Annotated in this window: 8 protein-coding genes; 5 read left to right on the top strand and 3 right to left on the bottom strand. The window is 66.6% G+C overall.

Features of this window, described 5'->3' with window-relative positions; translation table 11 throughout:
- Window positions 1-1,024: 1,024 nt before the first annotated feature.
- Entirely contained in the window at window positions 1,025-5,320 is a 4,296-nt protein-coding gene (locus tag FIV42_RS16550) for a hypothetical protein (RefSeq protein WP_141198762.1), read from the top strand.
- Window positions 5,321-5,326: 6 nt separating this feature from the next.
- Here the strand turns inward: FIV42_RS16550 and FIV42_RS16545 are convergent, their stop codons facing one another.
- The 3 genes from FIV42_RS16545 to FIV42_RS16535 all read right to left on the bottom strand — a co-directional run bounded on the left by FIV42_RS16545 (window position 5,327) and on the right by FIV42_RS16535 (window position 7,602).
- Window positions 5,327-6,316, bottom strand: coding sequence for a hypothetical protein (locus FIV42_RS16545; RefSeq protein WP_141198761.1), 990 nt, complete (start codon window positions 6,314-6,316; stop codon window positions 5,327-5,329).
- A gap of 16 nt (window positions 6,317-6,332) precedes the next feature.
- Complete coding sequence (locus tag FIV42_RS16540) at window positions 6,333-7,004, bottom strand: hypothetical protein (RefSeq protein WP_141198760.1); 672 nt, start codon at window positions 7,002-7,004, stop codon at window positions 6,333-6,335.
- A gap of 277 nt (window positions 7,005-7,281) precedes the next feature.
- The gene (locus tag FIV42_RS16535; protein ID WP_141198759.1) at window positions 7,282-7,602 is read right to left on the bottom strand and encodes a DUF6122 family protein; all 321 of its coding nucleotides are present in this window, start codon (window positions 7,600-7,602) and stop codon (window positions 7,282-7,284) included.
- Between the two features lie 128 nt (window positions 7,603-7,730).
- Here FIV42_RS16535 and FIV42_RS16530 point away from each other — a divergent pair, with 128 nt between their 5' ends.
- Genes FIV42_RS16530 through FIV42_RS16515 form a run of 4 tightly spaced genes read left to right on the top strand, consistent with a single transcriptional unit; the run spans window position 7,731 to window position 12,502 of the window.
- Window positions 7,731-9,236: an AAA family ATPase gene (locus FIV42_RS16530; protein WP_141198758.1), complete on the top strand. Its 1,506-nt coding sequence runs from the start codon at window positions 7,731-7,733 to the stop codon at window positions 9,234-9,236.
- A 10-nt stretch (window positions 9,237-9,246) separates the two neighbouring features.
- Entirely contained in the window at window positions 9,247-10,137 is an 891-nt protein-coding gene (locus tag FIV42_RS16525) for a hypothetical protein (RefSeq protein ID WP_141198757.1), read from the top strand.
- Window positions 10,134-11,810 (top strand): hypothetical protein, encoded by a 1,677-nt coding sequence (locus FIV42_RS16520; protein WP_141198756.1) that lies wholly within the window; start codon window positions 10,134-10,136, stop codon window positions 11,808-11,810. The genes FIV42_RS16525 and FIV42_RS16520 overlap by 4 nt, the downstream gene beginning before the upstream one ends.
- A 47-nt stretch (window positions 11,811-11,857) precedes the next feature.
- Window positions 11,858-12,502, top strand: a complete 645-nt coding sequence (locus tag FIV42_RS16515) for a hypothetical protein (RefSeq protein WP_141198755.1) — start codon at window positions 11,858-11,860, stop codon at window positions 12,500-12,502.
- Window positions 12,503-12,513: the final 11 nt, after the last annotated feature.

Here is a 12,513-nt window from a genome sequence, read left to right as displayed (position 1 = left end):
CAGCACCATCACCCTCATCCGCCAATCCCCACCATCAGCGCCATCCCCCGCGAGAACCCCACCACGCCCCGATTTCAAAAATAATCCGCAACAAATCCGCCAAATCCCCGATAACCATAATGAGGGCCCCGACGCGTCGTCTCACCCAGCGCCGCGTTCGAGATCGGCCCTCGCGGATGCGCACCCGTTGACGAGATGACACCCCGGCCTGGCCCACACCTCCTGCCGAGCCGCCCCACGAGGGCGGACGAAGCGAGGCGGGCGGAGGCAGCGCTGAGGTACGTCTTGGTTGGTCAATGGGGGGGGTCCGTGGGACCCAGGGGGAGGGATCATGTCTGCAACTCTGTTCATACTCGCAAGTCGCGCGCGCGAGGCGGGCGGGGCGCGGCCACATCTAGCTACACAGGCTCTTTCACCGGCGGGACGAGCCCGCCGGGGTCTTCGGAAGACTGCACTTCTCTAGCTACACAGGCTCTTTCACCGGCGGGACGAGCCCGCCGGGGTCTTCGGAAGACTGCACTTCTCTAGCTACACAGGCTCATTCACCGGCGGGACGAGCCCGACGGGGTCTTCGGAAGGCCGCGCACCGCCACGCCGCCCCTCCCACTCTGCTCGGGAAACCCGCGCACCGTCACGCCGACCCTCCCACTCTGCCCGGAAAGCCCGCGCACCGTCGGGCGGGCGTCCCGGATGGCCCGGTTGGCTCGCTCGACGCCAAGTAAGCCTTCGACGCCGCCCGGCCGGCCCGCTCGACGCCACGTGAGCCATCTTCGAGGAGCAGAAAGCCCACGCGACACCACGCGACCCAACCTGACGACCAGAGACGGCTCACCCGACACTACGCGGCCCAACCCGACGACCAGATACGTCTCCCGTGACGCAACGCGAGAAAAAACCGGCCTCGAGCGCACAAAAATAGATCCATCCGCCCGCCCGGCCGTTTGTGTTGGTAGTTGACAACGCCGGCCGTTGACTCGAAAGCTGAGTGCATACGGTCACACTCTCGAGCCCGGGATTCACCACGATGCCTCCGTTTCGCCGCCTTGCCTTCTCGCTACTCGCCCTCCTCTGTGTGTGGGCGAGCGCCACAACCGCGACCGCCCAGACCGTCGAGCCGCCGGTACCCGAGCCGCTGCGCCCGTGGGTCGACTGGGTGATGTACGACCAGCCCGACCTCGATTGCCCGCAGATCGACGGCACCGCCGGCGGGCGATTGTGCGTGTGGCCGGGTACCCTGGCCATCACCGCCGACAACGACGGGGCGACCTTCGAGATGAACGTCTGGCTCGCCCGGCGCGGCGACGTGCAGTTGCCCGGGGACAATACCCACTGGCCGCAGTCGGTCGCCGCCGACGCTCGCGCGGTCGTCGTCAAGGACGCGGGCGGCTTTCCGAGCGTCGCGCTCGACGCCGGGGCGCATCGCATCACGGGGCGCTTTGTGTGGTCGTCGGTGCCCGAGGTGCTCGCCGCGCCGACGCAGCTTGGCCGAGTGAGCTTGGAGGTCGGCGGTGCGAGGGTCGAGCGTCCGCAGCTCGACGCCAACGGGCGGCTGTGGATGCAGAGCGCGGGGGCGGCGGCGCCCAAAGACGAGGCCGACAGCATCCGCACCTCCATCTATCGCCGCCTCGACGACGGCTCGCCGCTGCGCGTCATCACCCAGCTCCAGCTCAACGTGTCGGGCAAGGCGCGTGAGATCGACATGGGTGAGGTGCTCGTCGAGGGGAGCCGGCCCGTGGCTGTCAACAGCCGGTTGCCGGTCAAGGTCGACCGAGACGGCCGGGTGAGCGTGTACGCCCGCCCCGGCACCCATAACGTGACCGTCGAGGCGGTGATCCGCGACCGGATCGAGCAAATCGCGGTGCCCGAGCCTGGGCCCGACTTCTACGACCCGCAGGAGGTCTGGATCTGGGTGCCCGACGAGGTCGTGCGCTCGGTAGAGCTCGACGGGCTGCAGACGGTCGACCCGGCGCGCACCTCGCTGCCCGAGGCGTGGCGCGGCCACACCACCTTTTTGGCCGAGCCGGGCGGGGCCCTCGAGCTCGACGTCACCCGCCGCGGGGTCACCCCGTCGCCCAACGTCGTGCGCCTCGACCGTCACTTCTGGCTCGACGTCGACGGCCAGGGCTTCACCATCCGCGACCAACTTACGGGGACGCTGCACAAAGATTGGCGCCTCGACTACGCCGGCCCCGCCAAGCTGGGCCATGTGAGCAACCGGGGCACCGATGATGTGCTCATCACCGAGAACCCCCAACCGGGACCAGACAAGACTCAGCGCAGCGGCGTCGAGCTGCGCGAGTCGGACCTGAATATGACCGCCGACCTGCGCCTCGAGGAGCCGTCGGGCTCGCTGCGTGCGGTTGGCTGGGACCACGACGTCCAGCAACTCGACGCCACGCTGAGCCTGCCGCCCGGCTGGACGCTCTTTGCCGCCGGCGGCGTCGACGAGGTCGACGGCACCTGGCTCGACTCGTGGACCCTGTGGGACTTCTTCTTCGTGCTCATGGTCGCCTTGAGCATCGGCAAGCTGATGGGCTGGCGCTGGACGCCGCTGGCGATCGTGGCGCTGGTGCTCACCCACGGCCACAGCGGCGCGCCCATGTGGGTCTGGCTGCACCTGGTCGCCGCCATCGCGCTGCTGCGCGTGCTGCCCGAGGGTTGGTGGCGCAAGGGCGTGCAAACCTACCGATTCATCACCCTTCTGGTGCTCTTCGGCGTCCTCGCCAGCTTCGCCCACGACCAGATCCGAGCGGGGCTGCACCCCGAGGTCGATCGCCGCGCGTTCAAGACCGGCGACTACGACGACTACTCGTTCACCCTGGCCCAAAAGCAGAACGCCCCGTTCACCGCTGCGGAATCGGCGGTGGAACAAGAGATCCAGTTTGGCGGCGAGGCGGACGAGGCCGCGATGGAAGGCGCCCCGGCCCAACGCAAATTCGAAAAGCCTTACAAGAAGAAGGCCGCGAGTTGGCTGGGCTCGCGCAACAAGCTCGACCTTCAGCAGGTCGACCCCAAGGCGGTCGTCCAGACCGGCCCCGGCCTGCCCGACTGGTCGTGGAATAGCTGGAGGCTGCGCTGGAACGGACCGGTCCACAAGGACCACGAGATCGACCTGTGGCTCGTCTCGCCGACGATCAACCGCGCGCTGGCCTTTTTGCGCGTCGGCCTGCTCATCGTGCTCGCCCTGCTGTTGTTGCTCGACCCGAGCAAGATCGCCGGCCGCAGGCCCAAACGAGGCGACGCTGACGACGACACAAGCGGCTCGGACACCGCCGCCGAGCTGTGGAAAAAGCTCGTCCATGCGAGCGCAGTGCTGCTGACCGGCGCATTCGTGCTCGGTTGCGTGCTCGGTGTAGGTGGCGATGCGCACGCCCAGCCGATGGGCGACCACGACGAGATGCTCCAGACGCTGCAAAAACGCATGGTCGAGGCGCGCAAATGCGACGGGGTCTGCGTGGTCGTCAGCCGCGCCGACATCGAGGTCGACGGGCTCGCCTTCGAGATGCGCGCCGAGGTCCACGCCCAGAAGGATTCGGGCTGGCACCTGCCCGGCCCCGCCGACGCCGTGCTCATCGAGTCGATCGCAGTCGACGGCATCGCGACCGACCAGCTGCGCCGCGATCCCGGCGGGCTGACCATCGTGCGCCTGCCCGAGGGCCGCCACACAGTCACGATGCGCGGCCGCCTGGCCAACCGCAACGTGGTCACCGTGCAGTTCCATTCGGCCACCCGTCCCAAGCAGGTCGCCTTTGCGAGCGACGACTGGACCGTCGACGGCATCAGCCCCGAGGGCGTGCCCGACAACTCGCTGCAGCTCACCCGCCAGCAGCAGTCCGGCGACGCGGGCGCCCAGGGCGCAGGGCAGTCGGGCGTGCAGCAGACCCCGGAGCTTCCGCCCTGGTACAGCGTCCACCGCACCGTCGGCCTGGGGCTCCCGTGGAAGGTGCAGACGACCGTCACCCGCCCGAATACCGAGCGGCCGCAGCTGGTCAAGCTCCCGCTCGTCGACGGCGAGAACGTCATCAGCGACGGCCTTCGCGTCGAAGACGGCGTGGTGCTCGTCGACTTCCCGCGCGGCGAGAGCACCGTCAGCTACGTCAGCGAGCTGCCCATCCGCCCGCAGGTCGAACTCGTCGCTCCCAAGGACAAGCCGTGGTCGGAGTCGTGGACCGTCGAATGCAGCCGCATCTGGCGGTGCAACTTCTCGGAGCTTCCGCCCGTCGAGCTTCTGGGCGACGACGGCGTCTTCCGCCCCACCTGGAAGCCGTGGCCGGGCGAAAAGCTCACCATCGGCGTCGAGCGCCCCGCGGGCGCCGAGGGCCAATCGTCGACCGTCGAGCACGTCGACTACACCATCAAGCCCGGCAAGCGCCTGCTCGAGGCCACCCTCGAGATGACCATCCGCGCCTCGCAGGGCGGCTGGCAGACGGTCACGCTCCCCGAGGGCGCCGAGCTGCAGACCACCACCGTCGACGACGAGGAGCGCAGCCTGCGCCTCGAAGAGGGCAAGCTCGACCTGCCCGTGCGCCCCGGCGAGCACACCTACGTGGTCAAATGGCAACAGCCGTGGGAGCGAAGCTTTGTCGAGCGGATGCCCCAGGTCGACATCGGCTCGCAGGCTGCCAACGTCGAGCTGCGCATCGAGCGCGGCCAGGACCGCTGGCTCTTGCGCACCATCGGCCCGCAGTGGGGCCCGGCGGTCATGTTCTGGTCGCACCTGGTCATCCTGCTCATCATCGCGGTCCTGCTCGGCCGGCTGCGCGGCCTGCCGCTGCAGACCTGGGAGTGGATGCTCTTGGTCATCGGCATGTCCCAACTCCCCTACGCCGCGCTCATCCCGGTCGTCGGCTGGTTCGCCGTGCTCACGCTGCGCAAGGCCAAGGCGCCCGAGAAGTGGTGGAAATTCGACCTCGTCCAGCTCTTCGTCGTCGGCATGACCATCGCCGCGGCGGCCACCTTGTACGCCGCCGTGCACACCAACCTGCTCTTCAACGTCGACATGCAGGTCGCCGGCGCCGACTCCTTCGACTCGCTGTTGCGCTGGTACGTCGACCGCAGCGGCTCGGAGCTGGCCACCCCGGCGATCGTCTCGCTGCCCATGCTCGTGTGGCGTGTGCTGATGCTCGCGTGGGCCTTCTGGTTGGTCAGCCGGCTGTTGAAGTGGGTGCCGTGGGGCTGGCAAGCGTTTAGTGAGGGGGGCCTCTGGCGCGGGCGCCAGAAATCCGAGTCTGGTCACGGCGCCGGGTCTGGTCACGGCTCCGGGTCTGGTCATGGATCCGGGTCCGGAGAACCGCCGAAGAGCCCCGAAGAGGCCGATTAAAATGTATTAGGACGAGCGATCGGGGCGGGGGATATCTTCGGGAAGTGGCGAGCCGAGCCTGGCAGCCAGCTCGAGCCACTCGGGGCAACTATCCATGGCGAGGAACTTCTCGCGGGTGATGCCACTCGTTGGCGCCAGGTGGTCCAGGAGCTCGTCGATGCGCTCGTCCATCTGTTCGTAGCTCTCCTCGACGCGGGGCAGGACCCAGGTCTTGATCAATGTGTCGAGGAACTCGTCGTCTTCGACCAGCCGCCGGGCCAGCCCCGCCATCACGTCGACGAGCAGGGCCTGGCGCAGCTCTTCGACGTCGAGCTGATCGCCGTTAATCGGCCCACCGCACGCTCGACAGACCAGCAGCAGCGACGCGAGGGTGTCGTTGCCGATCTCCACGATCCGCTCGTAATTCGCTCGCGCATCCGAGTCCATCAAGTCGGCGGGGCCCTCGAGGCGCGGGATGGCCTGCGCGCCGCCGAACGCATCGGCCAGCAGCTCGGGGGCGGCCTGGGCGAAGGGCAAACGCTCACCCAGATACGCCCCTCGGACCGCGTAGATGTGGCGCATCCTGTCGACCGGATCGAGCTCGGCGAGTTTGGTGGCGACATCGCGCACAAAGCGCGCCGTCGACGACGGGTTGCCGAGAGTATGAGCCAGCAGGCCTCGCTCCACCGCGCGGTAATCGGCCTCCTCGAGCCAATACTCGTCGATGGCTGCGTTGGCGACGATGGCGTGCTCCCGCGCCTCCGAGCGAAGATCGTACAACTGCTCTTGGAGTGTCATGTCGAGCTGCGGGACCAGCTTGTAGCCGAAGTCTTTCAGGCCGCGAATCACCCCCCGGCGCAGCTCCTCGCGGGCGTAATTCGTCCCGTAGGCGCGAGCGAAGCGATCTCGCGCGGCGACGAGCGCCGGGCGGGTGTGAATCGTCAAATCGACGTCGAGCTCGGTCTTCCAAACCTGGCCGCGTCTCGGAACATCGGTGAACTGGAACAACAACTTCATCATAGGCCTCAACTCATCAAAACCGGCACTCGTCGTCCGCGTAGGCACACCAGTTTGGCCGCAGATCGGCGATGTCGAGATCGTAGGTCTGCCCGGAGATGCGCTGCGAGACGCGCTCGTCTCGTTGGAACTCGGCGACCAGGCGGCCCGTGATGACTTCGCCCGGGACATAGAAGTCGAGGGTAAGTTCGCCGTTGTCGGTGCCCACGCACGTATCTTCCTCACAGGCGGTCACCGAGATGCCGTCGGCGAAGAGGGTCGTGCTGCCCGGTGTTTGGCTGTTGAGGTCGAGCGCCCCCTCGATGTCGACGACGAGCCGCACCGGCTCTTCGGCACACCACTCTTCGTCGGAGCCGGGGCGCAGCACGAATTGGGCGGTTCGGAGGTCGCCGTCGCATTCGTCGCTCACGCTCATGATGCGCAGGTCGTACGGGGGCACCTCGCCGATGTCGGGCCCGGCCTCGGCGGTATCGGGCACGTTGGTGTCGGGCACGTCGGCGTCCGTACCGGCGTCGGGCTCGAGATTCGCCCGCGCCGAGTCGACGCACGCGCCCCACGGCGCGCAGACACGCGCACCGCGGCATTCCTCGTCGCTCGTGCAGCCTTGCTCCCCCAGCTCGATACATCCCGAGAGGGCCATGGCGGAGGCAACGAGCGTAGTGGCGGCGAGTGCGGTGCGGAGCATCATGATGGAGCCTCGAAAATTCGCTATTTGGTGGACGCGGGCACCTTAGCAAAAGCCTCGACCTCGATCCAACCTGTGGGGGGGAACCGCGAAGAGCGCGGAGGAAGCTAAGAAGCTAAGAAGCTAAGAAGCTAAGAAGCTAAGAAGCTAAAAAGCTAAAAAGCTAAAAAGCTAAGAAGCTAAGAAGCTAAGAAGCTCGACTCCACGAGGTCTGAACCTTTGCTCCCTTTGCGTACTTCGCGACCTTTGCGGTTCCCCCCTACTCCAAAAGGTTCACCCCCTATCCCAAAGAGGTCATCCACACACAATCGACCGCGTCGAGCACCATGTGGATGACGAGCCCCACGCCCACCCAGCGCGTCTTCGGATGCACGCACAGTGCCGTGTAGACGATCCAGGCGGGCCAAGTATGCAGTGGGTGGAAGCCGATGCTGCAGCGGTCGGGGTCGTATAGCGGGTCGGCGAGCAGGTGGTCGAGGTCGACGATCATCGTGGCGACCATGACCAGCCAGGCTTTCTTCCACTGCTCGCGCCAGGCAGCGCGGGCGACGAGGCCGGGGACCAAGAAGTGAAGCAAGATGTGGAGGATGGGGCGGACCATAGGGGATGTTCCCAAGCGCGCAATCAAGAAAGCAAGCAAGAAGGCAAGCAAGGTGGCGTCACGGCGCGTGCCGAGTATAATCGCACCATTCGCCATCTTTCCATTTGGAACAACGGGGCGCGAAGGATATGCCGACAGACGCAAAAACACTGGTCGCCTCGCTGCTCGATGGCCGAGCGCGTGTGGGCGACGGGCCAGACGGGAAGAATATCACGTTGGGGAAACGCGGGACGGGCTCGCCTACGGACCGATTGCGCGCGGCGTACGCCTGGATCGTGCGTCGGGCGCTTCGAACGTCGTATTTCGACGTCGAGTTCGGTCCGCGCATCGAACTCGGCGGGGGCGACCGCAAGGTGGCGCTGGTCGACGGCGAGGCGTACGCCTCGTTCGTGCTGCTGCCGATTCTGACGCTGATGACCTCGAGGCGCTTGCTTATTTTGGGCGCGCCGGGCCGCGGCAAGACCACGGTGGCTACGCTCATGGCGCTCATCGCCGGCGACAGCCTCGACGAGGTGCGCCGCTCGGTGCAGCACGGCCACCCGCAGCTCACGGTGACCGACCTCCTGGGAAGCCCGCTCCCTGCCGAGCTGGTGCGCGCCGAGCGCACCGACGAGATTCGGGTCGCCTGGCGAAATTGGATCACCCGGCGGGTCAAGATCATCGACGAGTACAACCGCATCCCCACCAAGACTCAGTCGGCGCTGCTCAGCCTGATGGCCGAAGGCTACGCCGAGATGTACGAGCAGACCGTCGAGACGGGTCGTTCGGCGTGGTTCCTGACCGCCAACGACGACCTCGGCGGCGGTACCTTCCCGGTGATCGCCGCGCTGAAAGACCGGCTCGACGCGGTGGTGCGCTCGACGCCGTTCCACAGCGAGCACCTCGAAGTGCTCGACCGGCGAATCGCCCGCGCTCAGCGGCCCGAGGAGGCGCTGCCCGACAATATTCGCATCAGCGCCGACGAGCTCACCGAGGTCGACCGCCAGGTGCGCGAGGTGCCCATCCCCGACGCGGTGCGCGAGATCGTGGGCTTCTTCGCCAGCCAGCTCGACTTTTGCCGCCAGGCGAGCACCGACTTCGAGCGCATGAGCAAAGACACGCTGCATCTGTCGGGCCGCAAGCTCGCCCACGTGTGCAACGAGGACTGCCCGCTCGACAAGCAGGCGCATATCTGTTCGCAGGCCGAGACGGGCATCTCGCCGCGCACCTACCAGGCGCTGTTTCACTACGCCAAGGCGCTGGCGTTTTTTCGCGGGCAGCCGAAGGTGTCGCTCGACGACGTGCGGGCGCTGGCGCCGTGGATTCTATTCGCCAAGCTCAAGCCAAACCCGCAGAGCGCGTTTTTCCAGAAGACCGAAAACGCCACCTACGCCAACGACCGCGCCGGCTGGATCTCACAACTCTTCGAGCGCGCGCTCGACCAGTACGCCGCCTACGGCCAGACGCGCGACGAGGTGCGCAAGCTCGCCACGCTCGCCCAGGGCGCCGACGCCCTGCAGCCTGCCGAGCGCGCCAAGCGCCGCGACGAGGTACGCCAGCGCATGAAGTGGCTGCTCGATCGCCACGAGTTGAGCGCGCCGGTGCACGAAGACGTGATGTTTCTGAAGGGGATTTACGCACGACTCGGGAGCTGAGGAGCACGGGATGAAGACCTACCACACCGTCGTTCGCCGCATCTCCGAGCAGGGCGCCGAGCGGTTCGCCGACTGGGACGACGAGCTCTTTGCGACCTACGAGGCCCAACTCGGCCGGCCGCTCTTCGACGCCCTTGAAGGCTCGGGCGAGCGGCTCGCGGTCGCCGAGGCTTATCTGCACCTGCTCGGCGAAGCGATCGGTCAGGGTTATGTCACGCAGCAGCCCCTCGAATATGCGACTCGATACACGGCCCCCAACGGGCCGCCCGCGTTTACCCACGCGGCGAATTTTCTGACCCGCTGCTTTGGCAAGCTGTTGCCCGCGAGGTTGCCCGAGCTCGCGCCGGACAGACGCCTCGAGGTGCTCGTCGACACGTGGAATATCTGCGAAGGGCTGCTCGACAAGCCGGCGTGGATGGACGCCTACGTGCGATCCTGCGCGACCGACTTCGAGGCAGCCGAACACCTCTCCGGCTGGCTAACCCAATGCCTGCAGCCTGTGCTCGAGCCGGACCGGCCGCAGAGCTGGGAGGGCCCACTCGCCCTCGACATCCTCGAGCCTGCACGTTTCGACGCCAACTTTTTGCCCGGCGAGATGCACCTGCTCACCCCCAGCGTGGTCTACGTCGCCGATCGCCTGCGCGACGATGTGGGCCTGGCGGTCTTCGTGCGGCGCGGGGGGCCCGTACGCGTGCTCGGCCACACTGAGGTCGAGGGGCGTTACCACCCGTCGGACGAGACTCCGCAGCCAGAGCTCTCCGACAGCCGGCTTCGGGTCGGCCGACATGACCTCGCCCTGCCCTACCTGAGCCACCCGCACAACCAGCTCGTCTCTGACGCCGGCTTCGTGGTGGTCAGCGCCGTCGATTCACAGCGCCTCTGGGTCGCGGAGTGCGCGTGAATCAGCTCTCGACGGCCTGGCATAACGCGCAACGGCGCTGGTCGCAGTTCTTGGTGATGAGCGATCCGCTCGCCGACGACACGCTCGAGCACCCAGCCCAGATCGACATGGGGACGCGGCAGGTGTCGGTCAACCTGGCGCTGCTCGAGGAGAAAGGCGTCTCCGATTGCCTCGAGGCGCTCTTGGCTCACGAGTTGGGCCACCACGTGCGCTGGCCGGCGTCGATGGCCGTCGAGGCGAGGCTTCGCATCTTGCAGCGCCAGCTCGTGCCCATCGAGAACTACTCGCTGACCAATCTCTTCGAAGATCTGCTCATCAACGAGCACCTCGCCGACGACTACCGCGACGAGTTTATCCGGCTGTACCGCGCCGTCGTCGACCCGAAGCACTGGCAGAACGACCCGGCCTTTTTCTTCTACATGGCCGTCTACGAAGAGTTGTGGCGCCTCGAGCCCGACACGCTCATGGGCGGCTGCGCCGACGACTACGAGGACGAGTACCCGAATTATCGCGCCGAGGCGCAGCTTCTGGCCCAGAACCTGTACCGGCTCGGGCCCAATATTTACACGCAGTTCACCTACTTCTTGTCGGTCTTCGTGCGCTATATCAAGCCGCCCGAAGAGAAGCAGAAGACGATCTTGATCTTTCGCCCCCTCGAAGACCTCGTCGGCGAGCCATCGGCGGAGGACTGGGCCGACGCGTTGATCCCCACTGCCAAGGAGCTCGAGGCGATCCAACGAGCCATCGACGAAGGCTGGTTGAGCATCGGCGATAGCGAGCATCTCGAGCGGGCCAAAGAGCTCGAGAGGCGCATCGGGGGGCTCCCGGGGGTAGGCGGCGCCAACGCCGAGAAGGTCCCCGAAATCATGGCGGCGTTCTACCGGCGCAAGGCCGAGGAGTTCTTGCTCCGCCCGCCCACCCAGCCATCATTGGGCGAGGCGGTCGTGCCCACCACGATGCGCGAGTGGGAGCCGGGCCGGCCGGTCGGGAGCATCGACTGGATGCAGACCTTCTTGACCCAAGGCGAAGAGTTGGGCCGAGCGCTGCCCCTGGAGCGCGAGCGCATCGCCGAGATCGAGGGGTACGAGGTGCCCATGTGGCAGCCGCGCATGGAGATCTACCTCGACGTGAGCGGCTCGATGCCCGACCCGCGCTTCTCGCTCAACGCGATGACCTTGGCCGCCCAGATCTTATGCGTGGGGACCATCCGCGCCGGCGGGTTCGTCCGCGCGCTGATGTACTCGCACCACTACGTCGACTACTGGGAGTGGTGCCGCTCGGAGGTCGAGATGTCGCGCTTTTTGATGCACTACGTCGGCGGGGGCACCGAGTTTCCCTTCGAGCGCCTGCGCGAGTCGGTCACCGAATGCGGCGGGCGCCAACCGATCCGTGTGATCATCACCGATCATGACTTCGACCGAAACTACGAAGACGGAGACAACACCGCCTCCATCTTCGGTGAGGCGTGCACCCGTTCGGCGCAGGTGGTCATCCTCAAGCATACGGCCCCGTATGGCCTCCCCGACGACTTTCCCAATCACGACAAGGCTTATCGCCGACACGGCGCCACGGTCATCGGCGTGACCGCTCTCGACGATTTCCCAAGGGTGGCTGCCGACCTTGCATTTGCCTTCTTCGAGGCCGACAATAACCACCTGACGCCCCAACACTGACACAGCTTCTCAATCACTCGCCTCTGCGATCCCTCAATCTCTCCGCCATGGGCTTTTTCGACTGGATAAAAGGCAAGTCCTCGAGCGACGAAGGCAGCTTCGCCGCACTGCAGGAGCGCGCCGTGGAGCGACCGCTGGTAACGGGCCTCGTGCAGTATCAGGCAGGCGAACTCGTCGACGCGACGCCCGAGCCGCTGCTCGAGCGGGCGCGGCTGGCGGATTTCTTTCGCGAGGGCGGCCTTGCGCCGGTCGCCCCGGACACCTTCGACCGGATGACCGCCGGCTGGGACGTGGCGAGCTGGCGGCGCTTGGCGCTGGCGCTCTTCGCGCTGAACGTCCGAGGCGGACTCGCCGAAGATCTCGCCTTATTAGCCAGGGACCGCGACGTCGAGCAATTCGTACGTGAGGGTTTTATCGACCTCGTCGAGGCGACCGACCTCCTGACCATGGACATCTTGGCCGACAGCGGCGTGCGCAGCGAGGAGTTCGCGCGCCACCTGTACATTCGCCTGGGCATCACGCCCAGCGGCGAGACGTTGGCCGAGTCGATCGAAAAGCTCGAAAAGCTCGACTACGCCAACCTGCTCGAGGAGGCCGAGCGTGCCAAGGGCTCGGCCGAGGAGCGCATGGCGTACCTTCGCAAGCTGCAAGAGGAGCAAGAGGCCCAGATGGGGCGACGCTCCAAATGGTGAGCCCCGCGAAC

Source organism: Persicimonas caeni (assembly GCF_006517175.1).
Lineage (GTDB): Bacteria > Myxococcota_A > Bradymonadia > Bradymonadales > Bradymonadaceae > Persicimonas > Persicimonas caeni.
Note: the sequence above shows the minus strand (reverse complement) of the source record. Positions and strands in the feature narration are given on the sequence as shown.

Bases quoted from the DNA above. Each gene is read 5' to 3' on its own strand.
- FIV42_RS16540 (WP_141198760.1), bottom strand. From the start codon at position 7,004: ATGATGCTCCGCACCGCACTCGCCGCCACTACGCTCGTTGCCTCCGCC.
- FIV42_RS16525 (WP_141198757.1), top strand. From the start codon at position 9,247: ATGAAGACCTACCACACCGTCGTTCGCCGCATCTCCGAGCAGGGCGCC.
- FIV42_RS16550 (WP_141198762.1), top strand. From the start codon at position 1,025: ATGCCTCCGTTTCGCCGCCTTGCCTTCTCGCTACTCGCCCTCCTCTGT.
- FIV42_RS16535 (WP_141198759.1), bottom strand. From the start codon at position 7,602: ATGGTCCGCCCCATCCTCCACATCTTGCTTCACTTCTTGGTCCCCGGC.
- FIV42_RS16545 (WP_141198761.1), bottom strand. From the start codon at position 6,316: ATGAAGTTGTTGTTCCAGTTCACCGATGTTCCGAGACGCGGCCAGGTT.
- FIV42_RS16530 (WP_141198758.1), top strand. From the start codon at position 7,731: ATGCCGACAGACGCAAAAACACTGGTCGCCTCGCTGCTCGATGGCCGA.
- FIV42_RS16515 (WP_141198755.1), top strand. From the start codon at position 11,858: ATGGGCTTTTTCGACTGGATAAAAGGCAAGTCCTCGAGCGACGAAGGC.